General features: G+C 50.5%; 27 protein-coding genes. 23 read left to right on the forward strand and 4 right to left on the reverse strand.

Features of this window, described 5'->3' with window-relative positions; translation table 11 throughout:
* Window positions 1-3: 3 nt before the first annotated feature.
* On the reverse strand, window positions 4-1293 hold the full coding sequence (locus C8R30_RS07555; protein WP_090670605.1) for a cryptochrome/photolyase family protein: 1290 nt from the start codon (window positions 1291-1293) through the stop codon (window positions 4-6).
* 6 nt (window positions 1294-1299) lie between these two features.
* Complete coding sequence (locus C8R30_RS07560; RefSeq protein WP_090670602.1) at window positions 1300-2208, reverse strand: TIGR01777 family oxidoreductase; 909 nt, start codon at window positions 2206-2208, stop codon at window positions 1300-1302.
* Between the two features lie 266 nt (window positions 2209-2474).
* Here C8R30_RS07560 and C8R30_RS07565 point away from each other — a divergent pair, with 266 nt between their 5' ends.
* Window positions 2475-3698 carry a YcjF family protein gene (locus tag C8R30_RS07565; protein WP_090670599.1) on the forward strand — a complete coding sequence of 408 codons (1224 nt, stop codon included), beginning with the start codon at window positions 2475-2477 and terminating at the stop codon, window positions 3696-3698.
* Window positions 3695-5257 carry a GTPase family protein gene (locus C8R30_RS07570; RefSeq protein ID WP_090670597.1) on the forward strand — a complete coding sequence of 521 codons (1563 nt, stop codon included), beginning with the start codon at window positions 3695-3697 and terminating at the stop codon, window positions 5255-5257. Before C8R30_RS07565 ends, C8R30_RS07570 begins: the two co-directional genes overlap by 4 nt.
* A 144-nt stretch (window positions 5258-5401) precedes the next feature.
* Here C8R30_RS07570 and arfB read toward each other — a convergent pair whose 3' ends face one another.
* Entirely contained in the window at window positions 5402-5818 is a 417-nt protein-coding gene (gene arfB, locus C8R30_RS07575; protein WP_090670594.1) for an alternative ribosome rescue aminoacyl-tRNA hydrolase ArfB, read from the reverse strand.
* Between the two features lie 466 nt (window positions 5819-6284).
* On the opposite strand from arfB, the gene C8R30_RS07580 reads away from it, so the two are divergent.
* The 14 genes from C8R30_RS07580 to hepT all read left to right on the forward strand — a co-directional run bounded on the left by C8R30_RS07580 (window position 6285) and on the right by hepT (window position 12543).
* On the forward strand, window positions 6285-6731 hold the full coding sequence (locus tag C8R30_RS07580; protein ID WP_090670591.1) for a type I restriction-modification system subunit M N-terminal domain-containing protein: 447 nt from the start codon (window positions 6285-6287) through the stop codon (window positions 6729-6731).
* Between the two features lie 83 nt (window positions 6732-6814).
* The gene (locus tag C8R30_RS15725) at window positions 6815-7021 is read left to right on the forward strand and encodes a restriction endonuclease subunit S domain-containing protein (RefSeq protein WP_143068233.1); all 207 of its coding nucleotides are present in this window, start codon (window positions 6815-6817) and stop codon (window positions 7019-7021) included.
* Window positions 7022-7345: 324 nt separating this feature from the next.
* A complete protein-coding gene (locus tag C8R30_RS07590; protein ID WP_090670589.1) occupies window positions 7346-7627 on the forward strand; it encodes a type II toxin-antitoxin system Phd/YefM family antitoxin in 282 nt (93 codons plus the stop codon).
* On the forward strand, window positions 7624-8016 hold the full coding sequence (locus C8R30_RS07595) for a PIN domain-containing protein (RefSeq protein WP_090670586.1): 393 nt from the start codon (window positions 7624-7626) through the stop codon (window positions 8014-8016). Before C8R30_RS07590 ends, C8R30_RS07595 begins: the two co-directional genes overlap by 4 nt.
* A 10-nt stretch (window positions 8017-8026) precedes the next feature.
* A complete protein-coding gene (locus C8R30_RS15860) occupies window positions 8027-8440 on the forward strand; it encodes a hypothetical protein (protein ID WP_107789888.1) in 414 nt (137 codons plus the stop codon).
* Window positions 8413-8745: a type II toxin-antitoxin system Phd/YefM family antitoxin gene (locus C8R30_RS07605; RefSeq protein WP_244888077.1), complete on the forward strand. Its 333-nt coding sequence runs from the start codon at window positions 8413-8415 to the stop codon at window positions 8743-8745. Before C8R30_RS15860 ends, C8R30_RS07605 begins: the two co-directional genes overlap by 28 nt.
* The gene (locus C8R30_RS07610) at window positions 8733-9005 is read left to right on the forward strand and encodes a type II toxin-antitoxin system RelE/ParE family toxin (protein WP_107789889.1); all 273 of its coding nucleotides are present in this window, start codon (window positions 8733-8735) and stop codon (window positions 9003-9005) included. Before C8R30_RS07605 ends, C8R30_RS07610 begins: the two co-directional genes overlap by 13 nt.
* 18 nt (window positions 9006-9023) lie before the next feature.
* On the forward strand, window positions 9024-9464 hold the full coding sequence (locus C8R30_RS16110) for a hypothetical protein (RefSeq protein ID WP_219908828.1): 441 nt from the start codon (window positions 9024-9026) through the stop codon (window positions 9462-9464).
* Window positions 9413-9793, forward strand: coding sequence for a type I restriction endonuclease (locus C8R30_RS16115; protein WP_204799320.1), 381 nt, complete (start codon window positions 9413-9415; stop codon window positions 9791-9793). Before C8R30_RS16110 ends, C8R30_RS16115 begins: the two co-directional genes overlap by 52 nt.
* Window positions 9757-10698 (forward strand): DEAD/DEAH box helicase family protein, encoded by a 942-nt coding sequence (locus tag C8R30_RS16120; RefSeq protein WP_204799319.1) that lies wholly within the window; start codon window positions 9757-9759, stop codon window positions 10696-10698. Before C8R30_RS16115 ends, C8R30_RS16120 begins: the two co-directional genes overlap by 37 nt.
* Window positions 10595-10945: a type I restriction enzyme subunit R domain-containing protein gene (locus C8R30_RS16645; protein ID WP_420812396.1), complete on the forward strand. Its 351-nt coding sequence runs from the start codon at window positions 10595-10597 to the stop codon at window positions 10943-10945. Before C8R30_RS16120 ends, C8R30_RS16645 begins: the two co-directional genes overlap by 104 nt.
* Window positions 10840-11586, forward strand: coding sequence for a hypothetical protein (locus C8R30_RS16125; protein ID WP_219908830.1), 747 nt, complete (start codon window positions 10840-10842; stop codon window positions 11584-11586). The genes C8R30_RS16645 and C8R30_RS16125 overlap by 106 nt, the downstream gene beginning before the upstream one ends.
* Window positions 11587-11728: 142 nt before the next feature.
* Window positions 11729-12139 carry a type VII toxin-antitoxin system MntA family adenylyltransferase antitoxin gene (gene mntA, locus C8R30_RS07620; protein WP_107783762.1) on the forward strand — a complete coding sequence of 137 codons (411 nt, stop codon included), beginning with the start codon at window positions 11729-11731 and terminating at the stop codon, window positions 12137-12139.
* On the forward strand, window positions 12127-12543 hold the full coding sequence (gene hepT / locus C8R30_RS07625) for a type VII toxin-antitoxin system HepT family RNase toxin (RefSeq protein ID WP_107789890.1): 417 nt from the start codon (window positions 12127-12129) through the stop codon (window positions 12541-12543). The genes mntA and hepT overlap by 13 nt, the downstream gene beginning before the upstream one ends.
* Window positions 12544-12815: 272 nt before the next feature.
* Here the strand turns inward: hepT and C8R30_RS15865 are convergent, their stop codons facing one another.
* Window positions 12816-12965 (reverse strand): hypothetical protein, encoded by a 150-nt coding sequence (locus C8R30_RS15865; RefSeq protein ID WP_181258717.1) that lies wholly within the window; start codon window positions 12963-12965, stop codon window positions 12816-12818.
* 155 nt (window positions 12966-13120) lie between these two features.
* Here C8R30_RS15865 and C8R30_RS07630 point away from each other — a divergent pair, with 155 nt between their 5' ends.
* The 7 genes from C8R30_RS07630 (at window position 13121) to C8R30_RS07660 (ending at window position 18498) form a co-directional block, all read left to right on the forward strand.
* A complete protein-coding gene (locus tag C8R30_RS07630) occupies window positions 13121-13522 on the forward strand; it encodes a MerR family transcriptional regulator (protein ID WP_143068232.1) in 402 nt (133 codons plus the stop codon).
* Window positions 13523-13648: 126 nt separating this feature from the next.
* A complete protein-coding gene (locus C8R30_RS07635; RefSeq protein ID WP_146162685.1) occupies window positions 13649-13909 on the forward strand; it encodes an acyl carrier protein in 261 nt (86 codons plus the stop codon).
* The gene (gene ectA / locus C8R30_RS07640) at window positions 13906-14439 is read left to right on the forward strand and encodes a diaminobutyrate acetyltransferase (RefSeq protein ID WP_090670564.1); all 534 of its coding nucleotides are present in this window, start codon (window positions 13906-13908) and stop codon (window positions 14437-14439) included. The genes C8R30_RS07635 and ectA overlap by 4 nt, the downstream gene beginning before the upstream one ends.
* A 27-nt stretch (window positions 14440-14466) precedes the next feature.
* Window positions 14467-15768, forward strand: coding sequence for a diaminobutyrate--2-oxoglutarate transaminase (ectB, locus tag C8R30_RS07645; protein ID WP_204799315.1), 1302 nt, complete (start codon window positions 14467-14469; stop codon window positions 15766-15768).
* Complete coding sequence (locus C8R30_RS07650) at window positions 15765-16193, forward strand: ectoine synthase (protein WP_090670558.1); 429 nt, start codon at window positions 15765-15767, stop codon at window positions 16191-16193. The genes ectB and C8R30_RS07650 overlap by 4 nt, the downstream gene beginning before the upstream one ends.
* The gene (thpD, locus tag C8R30_RS07655; protein ID WP_090670555.1) at window positions 16190-17089 is read left to right on the forward strand and encodes an ectoine hydroxylase; all 900 of its coding nucleotides are present in this window, start codon (window positions 16190-16192) and stop codon (window positions 17087-17089) included. Before C8R30_RS07650 ends, thpD begins: the two co-directional genes overlap by 4 nt.
* Window positions 17086-18498 carry a sodium/proline symporter gene (locus tag C8R30_RS07660; protein WP_090670552.1) on the forward strand — a complete coding sequence of 471 codons (1413 nt, stop codon included), beginning with the start codon at window positions 17086-17088 and terminating at the stop codon, window positions 18496-18498. Before thpD ends, C8R30_RS07660 begins: the two co-directional genes overlap by 4 nt.
* The last annotated feature ends 326 nt before the right edge of the window (window positions 18499-18824 follow it).

Here is an 18824-nt window from a genome sequence, read left to right on the forward strand (position 1 = left end):
ATATCAAACTGGCAGAAAGGTTTTCAAACAACGCTCTCGAGCAAGCTTGTGATCAACCATCGGCGCTGGGTAAGTGCCAGTATTCCATTCGCTTACCCATGTTCGGATGTAATCGAAGTTTTTATCGAATTTCTGTGTTTGGGCGATGGGGTTGAAAATCCTGAAATAGGGCGCTGCATCGGTACCGCAGCCAGCGACCCATTGCCAGTTGCCTACATTACTGGCCATGTCGTAATCCAAAAGCTTGCTTGCGAAATAGGCTTCCCCCCAGCGCCAGTCAATTAGCAGATGTTTGCATAAAAAACTGGCTGTGATCATTCTCACGCGGTTATGCATATAGCCTGTTGCATTGAGTTCGCGCATACCCGCATCGACCAGGGGATAGCCTGTGGTGCCTTCGCACCAACGCCTGAACTCGGTTTCGTTATTCCGCCATTGAATCAAGTCGAATTTTGATTTGAAACTGTTATGCTCGGTATGCGGAAAATGCCACAAAATCTGGCTAAAGAATTCCCGCCATATCAGTTCGTTGCAGAAGGTATCGCTATACGCTTGGGCTTGTTGAAAGATTTTACGGATACTGACCGTACCAAAACGCAAATGGGGGCCAAGCCTAGAAGTACCTGCCATGGCTGGAAAATTTCTATCCTGCTCATAATGACGCAGGAGCGTTGGATCTAATCGGTAGGGTGGAACGGCAAGGCTTGAACGGTGAAAACCAATGTCCGCAAGAGTAAGATAGGGGAGGGCGGTCTGTTGAACCAGGCCTTTTATCTCGGCCGAATAATTGGCCAGTTTGGTATGGCAGTGTACAGCCTTCCATTTCTGCTGATACGGCGTATAGAGCGTATAGGGGCGGCCATCCGTCTTGCTAATTTCGTTTTTCTCAAAGATGACCAGATCTTTGCACGTATGAAAATCCACTGACTGTGACTGTAGCCATTTGCGCAGCGCTTCATCGCGTGTCCGCGCATACGGTTCGTAATCATGATTGGCATAGATTGCTGTAACTTGGTAAGCGTGAAAGATACGCTGGAATACGTCGAGTGGTTTACCATGATAAAAGGCGAGCGAGCTACCGTATTGCGTTTCAAGCTGGGTACGTATCGCCGTTAAAGTAGCGTGGATAAAGGTGACCCGTGCGTCGTCACGCGCTAGACTGTTCAGGATATGCGGGTCAAAAATGAAAATAGGCAATACAGGCCGACCAGACGACAGAGCGAGCGATAGCGCCGCATTGTCATCCAAACGCAAATCGCGCCGGAACCAGAAAACTGAAATCGGGTTGGCCATCCTCGATTAATCGGTGCCAAACAAATTTTCTAACGCAATCGGCAGATCAGTGAATTTGAATTGGAACGCATATTCCTGCAACAGTCTCGTAGGTGTGATGTGGTAGCTGTTGAGGGCGAGATCAGCCGCTTCGCCGAGCGCCAATCTGAGAACAAAAGCAGGCATGGGAAAAAATGCAGGCCGGTGCAATGCTTTGCCGAGTGCAGTGGCAAATTCACGGTAGCGGACCGGGTTGGGGGAGACGGCATTGACCGGGCCATGGTAGCGGGAATCCAGCGTGGCTGCGATATAAACTGAAACCAAATCATCGATATGAACCCAGGGCAGCCATTGCTGGCCGTGACCGACCGGTCCACCCAATCCTAACTTGAACACCGGCAGAAGCTTCTCAAGCATGCCGCCATGACCTAGCACTACCCCCGTACGTATGCTTACCCGCCGTATACCCTTGTTTTCGATTTGAGCGGCCTCTGTTTCCCAGTCATGACAAATGGTCTGCATGAAATTTTTTTGGGGCGGCATAGTGTAAGTCTCATCGTAAACCGCCTCACCCTGGCCAGGATAGATGCCAATGGCCGATCCGCAGACCAAGCACGTCAGGCTATCGGGTGCTGCCGCAACCAATTTGCGGGTACTGATAATGCGGGAGTTGTAAATTTCTTGCTTGCGTTTCTTGGTCCAACGGCCCTTCCCCAGATTTTCACCCATGAGGTGAATAATCGCCTCGGTATTTTCCAAAGCTGCGGCCGGTACCGCTTCCTTTGCATAATCCCAATCAAATGCTGGAACCCCCAACATTTGGCTTGCGCGTGCGCCATTCCGGCTGAGTACCTTGATCGTATGGTGATCTTGTTTCAGACGTTGCACCAAATGCCGGCCTATGAATCCAGTTGCACCCGTAATGAGTATGTTCATTTCCACGACTCCTGATTCAAAAATGTTTTCAGTCAGTTGTGATCATGTATCTTTTTTCTAAGTTGGACTGTAACGCAAAAAATGATTTAAGGGTACCTCTAAACAGTATCGGATCATGACTGAGCCCAACTCATCCATTGCATGCATACTATTCTCGGACAGCCGCCTAGTTTAGAATCTCAAACTATTATTGTCAGTATGACGATAACTGATAAAGGATGAGTAACTTGCACTTTTCCGATCACCAAACCCATTAGCTCTTATTGATGAATTTAGATTATTTCAAGAACTGGCCAGACTATTGGAAGCAACTTCAATCGGTGCTGCTCGATCCGAAGGTCGATGAAGCCGCACTGGAAGCTTCTTTACGTGAAGCGCGAAAGAAAATGCCGTTGCCGGTGTTATGGCTGCTGGGTAAAACGCAAGCCGGTAAAACTTCGATCATCCGGGCGCTGACCGGCAACGAAACGGCTGAAATCGGCAATGGTTTCCAGCCTTGTACGCGTCATTCGCGCTTTTATGACTGCCCAGGCGAAGCCCCTGTGGTTCGCTTTCTCGATACGCGCGGACTAGGTGAGATCGCCTACGATCCCAGCGACGATATTCAATATTGCGAATCTCAGGCTCATTTATTATTGGCGGTGATGAAGGTTGCGGATATGCAGCAAGCCCCTGTTTTTGAGGTGCTGAAGACCATTCGCCAACGGCACCCCGAATGGCCCCTGCTGATGGTGCAAACCAGTCTGCATGAACTCTACGCGCAGGAGTCTCAACATATCGTTCCTTGGCCTTATGGCGAAGATCCTTTACCGCAGTCGATCCCAGATGAGCTGCGGCGAGCTTTACTGGCGCAACGCGCCGCCTTTGGAAAATTACCGGGCTCTGCCCCGATAAGCTGGGTTGCTGTCGATCTGACGTTAGCCGAAGATGGCTTCGAGCCGGTAAATTATGGGCTCGAGGCTTTGTGGCAAGCCATTGAATTGTTGTTGCCACTTGGATTACAGCACCAATTGACCAGCGAACAAGGGGTACGTGACCTGTACGCGCAGACCGCTCACCAACATATCGTTGGCTATTCAATGACAGCGGCGGGATTGGGTGCGTTGCCGGTCGTAGACTTGGTTGCCGTATCGACCGTGCAGGCAAAGCTTTTGCATGGCTTGGCCACGCTCTATGGTCAGCGCTGGGATAAGCGCGCCATTACGGAATTTCTCGCGCTGGTGGGTGCAGGAATTGCCTCCGGGTATGTAATGCGGATGGTTGGCCGGGCGGTTACCAAAATCATTCCTTTTTTCGGGCAAACCGTCGGCGCTGTCTGGGGGGCAAGCGCCAGCGGGGCATCGACCTACGCGCTTGGCAAGGCCGCGGTTTATTTCTTCACTCGCCGTAAGGATGGGCTCAATGTCGATCCGGACACGCTGCGGCGCATCTATGCGGAAGCGCTGGAAAGTGGCGCTTCCCTGCTTAAGGAGCGGCTCCGCGGCAAATGAAAACAGTGTTTAAGCGAATCGATCCACTGCGCTTATTCGCGCTGGCTCTGCTGGGGTTGCCAACATTGGCAGTGTTCGGCCTGGGAATACTATGGCTATGGCAAACCGGGAACTTGCTTTACTGGGCGGTCGTCATGGCGGTATTCGGCGCGCTCGGCTATGGCCTGCAATATTGGTTGGCGCAACGGGATCGCAAGCTACTCGATGAAATCGCAACAGAGCCCAATCCGGATTGGTCGCCAAGCGCAGAAGCGGTTTGGCAAGAAGTCGAAAAATTGGCAGCAACCTGTGATCCCAAGGATTGGCCGATCGAAGAGGCTTCCTGGATATTGGAGCTCGGCAGGCGCACTTTGGATACGGTGGCACAGAGCTATCATCCGCAATCAGAAAAGCCGTTCCTGGAGATCAATGTGCCGCATGCGTTGCTGATCATCGAGCAAGCCAGCCGCGATTTACGCAAAGAAGTGACTGAAAACATCCCCCTCAGCGATCGCTTGACCATTGGCGATTTGCTTCGGATGCATCGTTGGAAAACCAAAGCAGAGCAAATCTACAATGTTTACCGTGCGGGCAGAGTACTGGTCAATCCCGTGAATGCCTTATTCGGCGAAATATGGCGGCACTTGCGTGAACGCAGCTTTGGCGTCGCTCAGGGTGAGCTCCATCGCTGGTTTCTGCGCACCTATGTGCGCAAGGTTGGCTATTATGCCATTGACCTTTACAGTGGGCGGCAGCCGGTAATAGAGGATGCCATACAACCCGCTGCATCGCAAACAGCTGAGTCACAAACGGATTTAGGCAAGGCGGAGCGAGCGGCGGTCGTGCCTGAGGAGCCACTGCGCATTCTTGTGCTGGGGCGCACCAATGCGGGTAAGTCGAGCTTGATCAATGCTTTGTTCGGCAAACTCACCACAGCCACCGATATCCTGCCGGATACGACGCGCGCGATCACACCTTTTGTACTGCAACGCGAAGGACTGACCCAGGCGTTGATTTTCGATACCCCAGGCTGTGACAGTTCGCGCTACAGTGAGAAGCAGGTGCATGCAGCTGCCTTGGAGACCGATTTGATTTTGTGGGTCAGTCCGGCTAATCGACCCGACCGGCAGGCCGAACGGCAGTGCCTGGATGCCTTGCGTATGTTTCAGACCACGCAATTGAATCGCCGTCCGCCGCCCCTGCTGATCGTCATGAGCCATATCGATCTGTTGCGCCCTGCGAGCGCTTGGCAGCCACCTTATAACCTTAGCGATTTGCAAGATAACAGCAAAGCGGCCAGTATCCGCGCTGCGTTGCAAGCCGTAGCCACCGATCTCGCGGTGCCGGTGGAACGGGTCATCCCGGTCTGCCTCAAGGAAGGTAAGGTGTACAACGTCAACGACGCGCTTTGGTCTGCGATATTGAATTTTCAGGACGAAGCGCTGCGCGTCCGGTTGCTGCGCTGTCTGGATGCAAAAAAACGCGCCGAAGATTGGGTATTGCTGCGCCGCCAATTGATCAGTACCGGGCGGTTTCTGTGGAATTTGCCGGATAAGCTGGGTAAACGCGCAGGGGAATGATGGGCGATGTAATGATGTGTCAGGGCATCCTGATCTGTTAGCGACATGCCGGCGTAGCATGTTTGACCCTGGCATGGTCACCAATGTGGTGATCAACGAATAGTGATGCCGGGTTTGTTGGCTGGGTGGGTGGAAAAAGGATGGTTACTCATCCTCGATTTTGCTGCGCAGTGATTTTAGCTGGCTTCGAATCACCTTGCTGGCCAACCGCTTTGCTTTAGATGCCTTGGTCGGTTGAGTGGGTCTTCGTGTTTTTTTCTCGATGGTTACGCTTCTGATAAGCGCAATCAGGCGGTTCAACGCATCCTCTTTATTCTTCAGTTGACTGTTATAACGCTGAGCTTTGATGATCACCACCCCATCTTTTGAAATATGGCTGTCGTGCAAATTCAGCAGCCTTTCCTTGTAAAGATCGGGCAGCGATGAGGCTTTGATATCGAATTTTAAATGCACAGCGGTCGATACCTTGTTTACATTCTGCCCGCCAGCACCTTGCGAACGTATCGCATGTATTTCGATCTCTGACAGCGGTAAGGTTAAATGGTCGGTTATTTGAATCATGAACAGGGCTGACGCACTTGTTGATAATGTATCCGTCAACGCCGAGTCTTATTTGACATGACGGATTGATCCAATTAAACCTAGATTCCTCTAGTTGATTGCTAATTCTGGCGCTAACATTATGAATATTCTAGCTTTGCAACAATTTTCGTCTTCACCTTTCGGGTTGTCAACGCTACGATGCAGACTGCGCGATTTTATGGGCGCATGACTGCGTTGCAACTCCTTGGAATAGAGTGACTATTCCGCGTCGTTGCGCCTTGTCCTGCACCCCTAAAACCGCACATTCCGTCCCGTCCAACCGAGGAATCTAGGTTAAAGCATCGCTAAATGGTTATCCAGGGTTAATATTACGCCGGTGACTACATCGATATTCAATTTTTCTAAAATTCATGTTATTGGTACCTCTCTGGGCAAGCACTGTCCAGCTCAATAGCGCAATAATAAAAAAAACAAATAAGGACGTATGAATCATCACTCTCTTTCCGCCATTATCTGGTTGGTCGCCGATCTGTTGCGCGGCGATTACAAGCAATCGGAGTACGGCAAGGTGATTTTACCATTCACGGTATTACGCCGCCTCGACTGCGTACTGGAAACCACCAAGGCAGCGGTGCTGGCCGAGCATGCCGATAAACTGAAAGCCGATATCAATCCGGAACCTTTTCTGCTGCGCAAGGCGGGGCAGAGTTTTTACAACATCTCGCCGCTGGACATGAAGAAACTCATGGGCGATCAGGATCACATCAGGGAAAATCTGTGCGCCTATAGTCAGGGATTTTCCGCTGCGGTGCGGGATATTTTCGAGCGTTTCGATTTTTATACGCAAATCGAACGGCTGACCAAAGCCGGATTACTGTATCAGGTGACCGAACGTTTTGCGCATGTCGATCTGCACCCGGATAAAGTATAAAGCTCGAATTATCTGATATCCAGAGAGTTGCTGTTTCTATTGGCACCGAAGGTGAGAGGACAAGAGTTCGGCCAGGTGGCATAATGTTTTCCATCACGGCTTATCTCGGTTCAGTTGCAGTAGCTCCTGAGAAATTAGAGACAGCGTATGTAAGCCAACATGTTGCCTTAGCAAGACTAGGGCATTGTTATCTTTTGCCTGAATGGGTTGGTTATGTTTCGCTATCAATTGTAGGTAAAACCTATCTAGAAACCCAAGCTATGGCGGGACAAAAATTCTGCTGGGTTTAGAGGATGTAGCCAATCTATTGATGACCTTCCATCCATAAACGAACAATCCGCAATCACTGCCTTTCTTGATTGCGAAACCACGAAAATCGATGAACTGATTGCCGAAGCCCGGCATGTCATCGAATTACTCAAGGAACGCCGCATCGCCCTCATTTCCGCCGCCGTTACCGGAAAAATTGACGTGCGCGGTCTGGTATCGGATTAACGGGTAGTGGAATAAGCCGCAAAACGATTTCCGCCCTGAAATCACTTTGCTATCGTCCGTATTGTCATGTGCAGCAAAACACCTATAATGGCTGAATTAGCTATTTGGAGGATTTAACCATGAGAATCATGACATCTGTCGAGGCCCAGAATCATTTTGGGGAACTCATCGACGCGGCGCAACGCGAACCGGTCACCATTACCCGGCGCGGCCGTCCGGTGGTTTATGTGGTTTCGCAACAGGAATACGATGAGTTGACCAAAAGGTTGGCCATCAATCAAAGTCAGGTTGACATCGAAAAAGCCAAAGCAGCGGTTGCGACTTTTCGCGGCAAAGGCAAAGGCGGCGCGGTCGAGCGGCTATTGGAAGATCGTAAGGCTGATCGCGAACGGGAAGAATGAGCGGCTTCCTGCTGGATACATCTGCTTTACTGGCCCTGCGTGATAATGAGCAGGGAGCCAACCGGGTCAGCGAGCTGTTAAGCGATGGTTCGCCTTGTTACGGCTCATTCATGACCTTGATGGAAGTGTTTTATCGGGTGTGGAAAGATGAGGGCGAAGCCGCCGCCCGCGAAGCGTATGCGGACTGTCTTAATTTGCCGATGGTCTGGATTCATGAGTCTCCCGAGATTTTACAACGGGCCGCCGCGATTAAAGCAACGCATCCGCTATCGGTTGCCGATGCCTGGATAGCAGCAACGGCATGGGAATTGGAGGCAACGCTGGTGCATAAAGACCCGGAATTTGAGCAATTGCCGGAGCTGCTGCAAGCGTGTTTGCCCTATAAATAAAGGAGACCGGGTGAGCCTTCATCACGAAATCAGTTTCGAGACTGAAATATGTGACCATCTGGCCGCGCATGACTGGCTGTACGCCGCAGGCGATGCACAAGCCTACGATCGGGCCAGCGCCTTATTCCCGGTGGATGTCGTCGATTGGATAAAAACCACGCAACCCACAGCCTGGGAAACGCTGGAGAAGAATCACGGCGCGCCAGTGCCGGCCAGTCGAGATCGATGGTGCTGTTTTCCAGGTGACCGGTGGCAAGAATGCAGGACTGCGCATAATCCCGGTACGCCAGCGGTATGTTGGTGTGGGCCGCCACGCCCGGAAATGGACGAATCGCCTTCTTTTGGCCTGAGTGCGCGTTGGCCTTTTTTTGCCAGCCATATTTTGCCGAGTAGCGCTTGCTTAACCGCACGATCAATAATATGATCAGCCGTACTATTAATTGGTTGTCAGGAGGAGGTAATGCAATGTCCCATATCAGCGCCAACGATTTGAAAACCAAAGGTGTCGCCGCCATTGAAGCGGCGTTGGGCGACTCGCCGGAGGCGATTGTTTCGGTACGCGGCAAGGATCGGTTTGTGGTCATGGATATCGCGCATTACCATTACCTGCGCGAATGCGAGCTGGATGCCGCCATTGCGGAAACGCAGGCGGATCTGGCGGCAGGCCGGTTTACAACCGAAACTGCCGAGGAACATGCGGCCTGGCTTGACCAGACATGTTCCAGCTAGTGTTCACCGAACAGTACAAACGCAAGGAAATCAGGTTCCTGAAACGGCATCCGGCGCTCAGGCAGACCTACGTCAAAACGTTGCAACTGCTGGAAGCCAACCCCAATCACCCCTCGCTGCGTTTGCATCCGTTGCAGGGCAAGCATCAAGGTTTGCATTCGGTTTCCATTAACCTGTCCTGTCGCATCACTTTGGAACTATTGATTCAGGATAAGCGTATTATTCCGGTGAATGTGGGCGATCATGACGCGGTTTATTGATCTGCAGGCATTCCAGCGATGAGCGACCTACACAAGGAAATCCACCTCGAAAATGAAATCTGCGATTGTCTCGCGGATCACGGCTGGCTTTATGAGCCAGGCGATGCGCATGCCTACGACCGGGGCAGCGCCTTATTCCCGGCGGATGTCGTCGCATGGGTCAAAACCACGCAACCCACAGCCTGGGAAATGCTGGAGAAGAATCATGGCGCGCAGGCGCTGGCGGTGTTGTCGCGGCGGTTGCGTGATTCGCTCGATCAGCGCGGCACACTGGATGTGTTGCGCTATGACCTGGAAATGATCGGGCTGCGGCAACCGCTTGCATTGGCCCAGTTCAAACCGGCTTTGGCGATGAATCCCGTATTCTGGTCCGTTACGCGGCAAACCGGCTGCGGGTGGTGCGCCAGGTGCGCTATTCGCTGCATAACGAAAATGCCATCGATCTGGTGCCGTTTTTGAATGGATTGCCGGTCGCGACGGCGGAACTGAAGAGCGACTTTACCCAATCGGTCGAGGATGCCGTCGATCAATACCGTTTTGACCGCTTGCCGAAACCAAAAGGACAAAGCGCCGCCGAGCCGTTGTTGTCTTTCCCGAATGGCGCCTTGGTGCATTTTGCCGTCAGCAGCCGGGAAGTGCGCATGATCACCCGGCTGCAAGGCGCACACACGGTTTTTCTGCCGTTCATTCGCGGCGATCGGGGCGCGGCGGGCAATCCCCCAACGAGTGGGACGGTCACCGCACCGCTTACTTGTGGGAAGCTGTTTGGGCGCGGGATAGCTGGTTAGAAATTCAGGGGCGTTATCTGGTCACCCGCAAGAATGACAAAAAGCAGATCAAGACCATCATTTTTCCACGTGACCATCAGCTGGACGCTACCCGTAAATTATTGGCGGCCGTTCTCGCGGATGGCCCCGGCGGTAAATATCTGATCCAACATTCAGCCGGTTCCGGCAAAACCAATTCGATTGCCTGGACGGCGCATTTTCTGGCCGATCTGCATGACGAGCATCACCGGAAGCTGTTCGATACCGTGCTGGTGGTGTCAGACCGCAATGTGCTGGACAGCCAGTTGCAGGAAGCGATATTCGATTTTGAACGCACCGCCGGGGTGGTGGCGACCATTAAAGGCGAGGGCGTCAGCAAAAGCGGCGAATTGGCGGCAGCGTTGTCCAGCGGCAAGAAAATCGTGGTTTGTACCATCCAGACGTTTCCTTTTGCGTTGAAGGCGGTGCAGGAACTGGCCGCGACGCAGAACAAGCGTTTTGCCGTGATTGCCGATGAAGCCCATTCTTCCCAAACGGGAGAAGCCGCCGCCAAGCTCAAGGCGGTTTTGTCGGCACAGGAACTGGATGAATTGAATGACGGCGGTGAAGTCAGCACAGAAGATGTGCTGGCCGCGCAAATGGCGGCACGCACTGCGGACATTGGTATCAGTTACGTGGCGTTTACCGCTACCCCCAAGGCCAAAACGCTGGAATTGTTTGGCCGCCGTCCCCATCCTGAATTGCCCGCCGGTGACGATAATCTGCTCGCGCCGTTTCATGTCTATTCGATGCGCCAGGCGATCGAAGAAGGTTTTATTCTCGATGTATTGCAGAACTACACGCCATATAGGCTGGCGTCCAAACTGGCGCGACATTCGCGAAGCCTTTGCCACGGACGACTATCAGATCCTGCTGGTCGCCAATAAATTTCAAACGGGGTTTGATCAGCCACTGCTGTGCGGCATGTATGTCGATAAACGTCTGGCGGGCATCGCGGCGGTGCAGACGCTGTCCCGGTTGAATCGGGCGCATCCCGGAAAAGCGATCTGGCGGCGGCTTTGGAGCCCGTGGTATCCCGTCTGTTGCATCATTACAAGGTCGCACAGGAGAAACACAAAATCGCCATGGCAGAAGATGAAGTCAGAGCTGCCGAGGCCGCGCAAAACGAATTGAATGCACTGGTTTTGTTCAAGCATGACATGGCGGCAAACCAGCGCATGTATGCGTTTTTTTCGCAGATCTTCGATTACGGCAATACCGCCATCGAGAAACGCTTCATCTTCTACAAGCGTCTGTTGCCGCTGCTGGCATTTGGGCGCGAACGGGAAGGTATCGATCTCTCGAAAGTGATTCTTACCCACCATGCGCTGAAGCATCAAGGCAACAGAGCGCTGTCGCTCAATTATGGCGAGTACCCCAAGCTGCAGCCTTTCGGTGAATCCGGTAGTGGCTCGGTGCAGGAAAAGGAAAAAGCGCATCTCTATGAAATTATTGCCAGAGTGAATGACTTGTTTGAAGGCGACATTACCGAAAGCGACCGGTTGGTTTACGTGAATAACGTCATCAAGGGAAAACTGCTGGAATCAGCCATCCTGGTTCAACAGGCAGTGAACAACTCCAAAAAACAGTTCGCAAATTCACCCGATCTTTCCGACGAACTGATGAACGCCATCATGGACGCGCTGGCGGCGCATGGTACTATGAGCAAACAGGCGCTCGACTCGGAACGGGTGCGGGAAGGTTTGAAGGAAACACTGCTTGGCCCTGGACGGCTGTATGAAGCATTGCGGGAACGTTCCGATCTGCATCCATAAGTTCGCGCAGACCGATTTGATTGGCGTAATCGGCTTTTGGTGTTGATCGAAGTCGTTGAGGATTGCACGGGCAGTGCTATGATATCAACCGCTTTGCCCTTACACTCTTGACACATCAGGTGCTTTCATCCGTGTTATCGACATGACATCCATCCAGCCACAGTCACAGCTTGCGCGGCGATTAGCCGAGTTACTGTCACACTATCCCAACATCAAGCTGGCGATATTGTTTGGTTCTCAGGCAAATCCTGAACGGCAAAAACATTTCGGCAGCGATATCGATCTGGCGATCATGACCGATACGCCGATAAGCGATCGTTTCAGGATGGAATTGATGGAAGCGATCAGTACCGAGTTCGGTTGTCCGGTGGATGTTGTCGATGTCAATGATGCGCCAGAGCCGATACTCGGGGAGGTTTTCAAAGGTCAGCGGCTGCTGGGCGACGACACGGCCTATGCGCAGCTGCTGACGCGACATCTGCTGAATACCGCCGATTTTGTCCCGCTGCGTGAAAGAATACTGAAGGAAAGACGCGATCGATGGATACGGTAATACTGGCCGAAAAACTGGAGTCCCTCCGACGCTGCATCAAGCGGATCGAGCAAAAAAGGCCGGACAATGTGGATCAATTGAAACAGGATATCGATCTGCAGGATATTCTGGTGCTCAATCTGACCCGCGCCGTACAACTGAGCGTTGATATCGGTAGCCATATTGTCAGTCACACTGATCACGCGGCACCGCAAACCATGGGGCGCGTTTTCACTCTTCTTCAGGAAATCGGCGCCATTTCCGCTTCGACCTGCCACCGGTTAATAAAAGCCGTGGGTTTCAGAAATGTAGCGATTCATCAATATGAAGCGATTAATTGGGCGATTGTTTATGCCGTCTGTGAACGCTCCATTCAGGATTTTCGCCAGTTTGCGCTGGAGATCAGCCGCTATGCCGGGTTGTAATTATTGCCGGTGCATGATCCGTGCTTGTTTTTGAAACAACGGTTCGCCGAAAGGGTTGGCACAGTGCTAAAGGGTCACGGGTGTTTGTCTGTATCGGATAGCCCCCTGACCGGCATGGCGGTCATCTCACGTTGTTACAGATGGTATCAGTGGCAGTAGTGCACCATAAAAGCAATCTGTCCTGCCTAACCCCAAATTGGTTACCAGGAATACCGGCAAGGATAACGTCACCTGAAAATTCAACAATCTGATCTGTCCATCTGATTCGTCTCCTACGTTGCTACTGTGCCAAGGCAATCATAGTCTGCTTTTATACGGCTGAGTTCATCCCTAGTCGGGATTTTGTCCAGGATCGCTGCGTTGTCTTCGCGGTACTTGCCTGTTTTTGCTATCAATAAATGCAGCGATCGCAGAGTTTGCATGCCATCACATCATGATCAGAATAATAATTCTAAAAATATATACATAAATATAGCTTACTATATATATAAATCTATAAATGAAATATAACTAACTTATGCTTATTATTTGCCATAAATTAGGTATATGTTATACTGAAATACATAGATAGGAGTTATTGTCACTGAGTAAGATAACCGCACACATGGTCAAGATAGATCCTGATATGCCTTTGTATAGCATTGGTGTCGTTGAGGATATTTTAGGCATTCCTCAAAGAATTCTCAGAACCTATGAGGAAAAAGGCGTGATACGTCCATCCCGATCCGATACCAATCGGCGCCTCTATTCGCAAACTGATTTGAGCAAAATCCAGTATGTGCACTACTTGACACACATCAAGAAAGTCAATTTGTCAGGTGTTAAGGAAATATTTGATTTATTGGGGAAGATACCGGCTGAAGCACGGGAAATCATTTTGGCTGAATCAGAGCAGGAAATTCAGGCGTTAAGTGAAGAAAAGAAAAAGATATTGCATGAAGGCGCGGAAGATATAGAAAAAGAGATTTTGACAAAATAGCGCTGCACATCAACCTAAATCATTAAGTTAAGGAAGGATAAACAAATATTTTGATACAAATCCAACCGAGTGAACGAGCGTGAGAATACAGCTCGCGCGTTTGGTGCCAGAGAGGAGGATAAAACTATGGTAACTCGCCAGCAAGTCAGCAGAGATATTGCGCTGATGGAATTAACCCCTGGATTGAAGCAGACACCGCGACGATACGATCATCGTTACTATAATTTGCAAGGAGAACTGGGGCTCACTCACCAAGAGCTGCGCGGGATCGTTGTGGGGCTCGAGAACAAATACCGGCTTACCATCCCGCCGGAAAAAATAGAATCGATTTCGACGGTCGATAACTTGATCGAATACGTCGTCCGCATGGCAAATCAGCGTATATGAATACAATCAGCGATACGCGCCCATCGATAGTGCCAATCAAAGACGAAAGTGGAATCTTCGTACGAAAACCGAAAATAACTGACGGGCCTGCCATAACGGCAATGGTTCGGGAATCTGGCATACTGGATGTAAATTCAGATTATGCCTATCTTTTAATGTGCACGCATTTTTCAATGACGTGTGCAATTGCCGAGAAAGATAGCGAACACGCAGCATTCGTGACGGCTTATATACCACCTGAGCAGCAAGATACCCTTTTTATTTGGCAAATCTGCGTGCGGCCCGCTTATCAAAGATTGGGGCTCGGCGTACAGCTCATTAATGCGTTGCTCGATCGAATCGAATGTAGGCATGTTCGGTTTGTCGAAGCCACGATCAATCCTTCCAATCTTGCTTCACAGAAATTGTTCCAGAGTCTGGCAGAGCAATATGGGACAGCCTGTAAGACATCCGATTTTTTTACGAAAGACCTATTTGGCTCGAGCCATCATGAAGATGAAGTGCTTTACAAGGTCGGCCCGCTTAGGTAACCCGATAATTTTAAGAGGAATATTACGATGCAATTTTTTAATCACTTGGAATCCAACGTTCGAGGATACATTCGCTCCTTTCCCGCAGTTTTCAAGACTGCAACCGGTTCGATATTGGTTGATGAGGAAGGCAAACAGTATATCGATTTCTTCAGTGGGGCGGGAACGCTCAATTATGGTCACAACCATCCCGTATTCAAAAAGAAGCTGATCGAATACCTCAATGAAGATGGTGTGGTGCACGGTTTAGATATGGCAACCACCGCCAAGAAGGATTTCTTGACCGCTTTCGAGAATGTAATTCTCAAGCCTAGAAACCTGAATTACAAAATCCAATTCACCGGACCCACCGGCACCAATGCCGTGGAAGCTGCACTCAAAATAGCGCGCTTGGCTAAGCAGCGTGCCAATATCGTGTCGTTTACGGGTGGTTTTCATGGCGTAACGATGGGGTCTGTTGCCGCTACGGGTAATGTGCTCTACCGCAGCGGTGCAGGTGTGCCCCTCGACAATACGACCTTCATGCCGTATGAGAAATATCTTGGTGTCGAGCACGATAGCCTGGATTACATCCGGAAATTTATCGCGAATACATCTAGCGGGGTTGATCTGCCGGCGGCGTTTATTGTCGAAACGGTGCAGGGCGAGGGAGGGGTCAATGTAGCTTCGCCCAAGTGGCTCAGAGGACTTCAGGCGATTTGCCGTGAATTTGATATCTTGCTCATTATCGATGATATTCAGGCAGGCTGCGGACGAACGGGTCAATTCTTCAGTTTTGAAGGAATGGGGATTGAGCCCGATTTGGTGCTATTGTCAAAATCACTAGGCGGTTATGGTTTGCCTATGTCGCTCGTGCTGCTCAAGCCCGAGCTTGACCAGTGGGAACCCGGCCAGCACAACGGTACCTTTCGAGGCAACAATCTAGCTTTTGTTGCGGCAGCCGAAGCGATTCACACTTTTTGGTCCGATGAGAGTTTCAGCAAAGAACTGACCGTCAAGTCGCATAGATTGCAAAGTGATCTCTTTGCGTTAAAGCTGCGTTACCCGCAGGCAATTAAGGATGTGCGCGGACGCGGTATGCTTCATGGTATTCAGATGCATGACCCTGAGAAAACCAAGGCGGTCGCGGAGCGCGCATTTGAATTAGGTCTTTTGGTCGAACGCTGTGGTTCTGAAGACGAAGTGCTCAAGATTATTCCACCTTTGGTGATAGATGAGGCATTGATGAATGAAGGTATGAAGATCATCAATCAAAGTATCAGCGATGTGTTTGAAAACTTTCATCAGGCACCAGCCAAAATCGAAAGAAAGGAGTATGCAAGCCAATGATCATCAGACAGTTGGATGAGATTCCAGGAACAGAACGGGAGACAGCAGCCGAAAACTGGGTATCTAGGCGGCTTTTGTTGAGTGCAGACGGGATGGGTTTTTCGTTACATGATACGATTATCTACCCTGGCACCGAAACACGGATGTGGTACAAACATCATCTGGAGGCAGTTTATTGTATCGAGGGGGAAGGCGAGCTCGAGTCGTTATCCGATGGTCAGAAATATGCCATTCGCCCGGGAACCCTGTACGCGCTGAATGCGCATGATCAGCATATTTTGCGTTCCCGAACCAAATTGAGAATGGTCTGTGTGTTCAACCCGCCGTGTACGGGGAATGAAACACATGATGAAGATGGGGCCTATTGTCTAGCCGATCAGAGGGCTGAAGGCCAGTCTTTGCTAGCGGCACAGGTGAGCGGATGAGACATACCGAGGATTTTTATCCTTCAAGGATTGGGCCAGGCAGGGGTATCATTGAACGGATCGATCCCGTGATCTATACCGATATCCAGCACCAGCCAGAGGATTTATCCGGGAAACTCAAGTTTTTTGAAGAAAATGGCTATGTCATCTTTGATCAACTGTTCTTGCCTGAAGAGGTCAGCCGTTATCATGCTGAACTGGAGCGGCTGCTGGCTGACGATGCACTCAAAAACCGAGATGAGACGATCCGTGAGCCCGCTTCAAACGAGATTCGATCTATTTTTTCCGTTCATACGCTCAATGCACTTTTTACTTCTCTATCGAGAGACAAACGCATACTGGATGTGGTTGAAGCGATTATCGGCAGCAAGGTCTACATTCATCAGTCGCGTCTGAATTTTAAACCTGGTTTTGAAGGCAAGGAGTTTTACTGGCATTCGGATTTCGAAACCTGGCACGTGGAGGACGGGATGCCGCGGATGCGGGCAGTCAGTTGTTCCATAGCACTGTCCGATAATTACGTCTTTAATGGTTCACTCATGGTAATCCCGGGCTCGCACCGATATTATGTCACCTGTGAAGGCACCACCCCGAAGGAACACTACAAGCAATCACTCAAGAAGCAGGAGTACGGGACACCCGATCGCCAAACGCTGGAATGGTTGGTTGAACGCAATGGTATTGAAGTGTTTACGGGGAGAGCAGGCTCGGTGATATTTTTTGATTGCAATACCATGCATGGATCGAATGGCAATATCACGCCCTTGTCACGTAGCAATGCTTTTTTTGTTTATAACAGCATCGAAAACACCTTGACCGACCCTTACGCCGGTATCGCACCAAGACCTGAATACATCGCTTCGAGGAATTTTGAACCAATAGCGCCGCAGGTGTGATCGTTCTCAGCTTCGGCTTTTTTCTGCTCGTTTTTACGTTGATCGGCCTGGCTTCGATCATAAAAAGCCGTCATGATAATCTCGATTACTTGCTGGCCGGTCGCCAGGTCAAACCATGGCTGGTAGGGCTTTCGGCAGTTGCAACCAATAATAGCGGCTATATGTTTACCGGCATGATAGGTTTTACCTATCTGACTGGATTATCCTCGGTATGGCTCATGGTCGGCTGGCTTTTGGGCGATTTCGCTGGATCGCTCTTGATCCATAAGCAATTGCGTATTGCAACTGAGCGCACCGGGCAGGTCAGCTTCAGCGGGGTGCTCAGCCACTGGAATGGAACAGACTACCGAAAACTCAGGGTCGTCTGTGGGTTGATTTCCTTGGTATTTTTGGGCGCCTATGCAGCCGCACAATTGAATGCTGGCAGTAAGGCGTTGCATGTGTTATTCGGATGGGATTTGTCGGCAGGCGCGATCGTTGGCAGTATGATCGTACTGGCTTACTGCTTTGCCGGCGGCATCCGGGCCTCTATCTGGACCGATGCGGCACAATCATTTGTAATGATTCTGTCCATGATCGCTTTGCTCTTTTTCGCGGTTCAAAGTACCGGCGGAATGAGCGCTACATGGATGCATTTGCATACTATCAGTGCTGGCTATATGGATTGGATTCCGCCGGACTTACCTGTGCAAGGATGGCTAGGTCCGGTTCTATTCATAGTGGGGTGGTGTTTTGCAGGTTTTGGGGTCGTGGGTCAACCGCATATTATGATCCGATTCATGGCGTTGGATGATCCACAAAATATCGTGCGTGCTCGTCTTTACTACTATGGCTGGTTCGCGCTGTTTTATGCCGTTACGATCGCCGTCGGGTTAATGGCCAGAATTTTGATACCGCATATCGATAATTTCGACTCGGAACTTGCATTACCGCTGCTATCTATTGATCTGCTGCCACCGATACTGGGGGGATTGATTCTGGCAGGCTTGTTCGCGGCCACCATGTCGACCGCAGATTCACTTATCCTCAGTTGCTCGGCATCGCTCACGCGTGACTTTTTCCGGCATAAAAAGGAAAACATCTGGATAACCAAGCTCAGCACGGTGTTGGTTACTTTTCTCGCACTCGTTATCGCCTTGACGGGCAGTAAGAGTGTTTTTCAGTTGGTACTCTATGCGTGGGCCGTGCTGGCTGCAGCATTTGGTCCACTTCTCATTGTTTATTGCTTGAAACAGCAAGTATCTGAGCGAATAGCCGTTACGATGGTATTGACAGGCGCGGCGACGGTTATAGTTTGGACCCAACTAGGCTTATCACCCATCCTCTACGAAATCACCCCTGGTATTGTTGCCGGGCTGCTGGTGTTCGTTATCGGTAAAGCGATCGCTCAAACCGATAGCAGAAGTTAATGGTGTTGGGATCGATGATCGAGCTGTAACGCTTGCCTATCCGTCCCGTCTAATGTCTAGCCATTTTACTTTGATTCTTTCGTTGGGGAGCTATCCTTTACATGAGTAGTCGTGCCGCACGGCATCGAATCTTGGTTCAGACAACCTGATCCCGAAACGATCCTTATTATTAAGGGATTCTAAAGAATAGATATAAATCAATCTATTACATGAGTTAGCAGAAGGAGTGGAAAAATTAGCAGCCAAACAGTCTGGATTTTGCGAAGATACGACTTTTTGAGATGGGCTTTACACAGAAATTGTTTTCGAGGGATTCCTGATGCCAC

The organism is Nitrosomonas nitrosa, from assembly GCF_003051105.1.
Lineage (GTDB): Bacteria > Pseudomonadota > Gammaproteobacteria > Burkholderiales > Nitrosomonadaceae > Nitrosomonas > Nitrosomonas nitrosa.

Bases quoted from the DNA above. Each gene is read 5' to 3' on its own strand.
- C8R30_RS07555 (WP_090670605.1), bottom strand. From the start codon at position 1,293: ATGGCCAACCCGATTTCAGTTTTCTGGTTCCGGCGCGATTTGCGTTTG.
- C8R30_RS07560 (WP_090670602.1), bottom strand. From the start codon at position 2,208: ATGAACATACTCATTACGGGTGCAACTGGATTCATAGGCCGGCATTTG.
- C8R30_RS07565 (WP_090670599.1), top strand. From the start codon at position 2,475: ATGAATTTAGATTATTTCAAGAACTGGCCAGACTATTGGAAGCAACTT.
- C8R30_RS07570 (WP_090670597.1), top strand. From the start codon at position 3,695: ATGAAAACAGTGTTTAAGCGAATCGATCCACTGCGCTTATTCGCGCTG.
- arfB (WP_090670594.1), bottom strand. From the start codon at position 5,818: ATGATTCAAATAACCGACCATTTAACCTTACCGCTGTCAGAGATCGAA.
- C8R30_RS07580 (WP_090670591.1), top strand. From the start codon at position 6,285: ATGAATCATCACTCTCTTTCCGCCATTATCTGGTTGGTCGCCGATCTG.
- C8R30_RS15725 (WP_143068233.1), top strand. From the start codon at position 6,815: ATGTTTTCCATCACGGCTTATCTCGGTTCAGTTGCAGTAGCTCCTGAG.
- C8R30_RS07590 (WP_090670589.1), top strand. From the start codon at position 7,346: ATGAGAATCATGACATCTGTCGAGGCCCAGAATCATTTTGGGGAACTC.
- C8R30_RS07595 (WP_090670586.1), top strand. From the start codon at position 7,624: ATGAGCGGCTTCCTGCTGGATACATCTGCTTTACTGGCCCTGCGTGAT.
- C8R30_RS07610 (WP_107789889.1), top strand. From the start codon at position 8,733: ATGTTCCAGCTAGTGTTCACCGAACAGTACAAACGCAAGGAAATCAGG.
- C8R30_RS16110 (WP_219908828.1), top strand. From the start codon at position 9,024: ATGAGCGACCTACACAAGGAAATCCACCTCGAAAATGAAATCTGCGAT.
- C8R30_RS16645 (WP_420812396.1), top strand. From the start codon at position 10,595: ATGTATTGCAGAACTACACGCCATATAGGCTGGCGTCCAAACTGGCGC.
- mntA (WP_107783762.1), top strand. From the start codon at position 11,729: ATGACATCCATCCAGCCACAGTCACAGCTTGCGCGGCGATTAGCCGAG.
- hepT (WP_107789890.1), top strand. From the start codon at position 12,127: ATGGATACGGTAATACTGGCCGAAAAACTGGAGTCCCTCCGACGCTGC.
- C8R30_RS15865 (WP_181258717.1), bottom strand. From the start codon at position 12,965: ATGCAAACTCTGCGATCGCTGCATTTATTGATAGCAAAAACAGGCAAG.
- C8R30_RS07635 (WP_146162685.1), top strand. From the start codon at position 13,649: ATGGTAACTCGCCAGCAAGTCAGCAGAGATATTGCGCTGATGGAATTA.
- ectA (WP_090670564.1), top strand. From the start codon at position 13,906: ATGAATACAATCAGCGATACGCGCCCATCGATAGTGCCAATCAAAGAC.
- ectB (WP_204799315.1), top strand. From the start codon at position 14,467: ATGCAATTTTTTAATCACTTGGAATCCAACGTTCGAGGATACATTCGC.
- C8R30_RS07650 (WP_090670558.1), top strand. From the start codon at position 15,765: ATGATCATCAGACAGTTGGATGAGATTCCAGGAACAGAACGGGAGACA.
- thpD (WP_090670555.1), top strand. From the start codon at position 16,190: ATGAGACATACCGAGGATTTTTATCCTTCAAGGATTGGGCCAGGCAGG.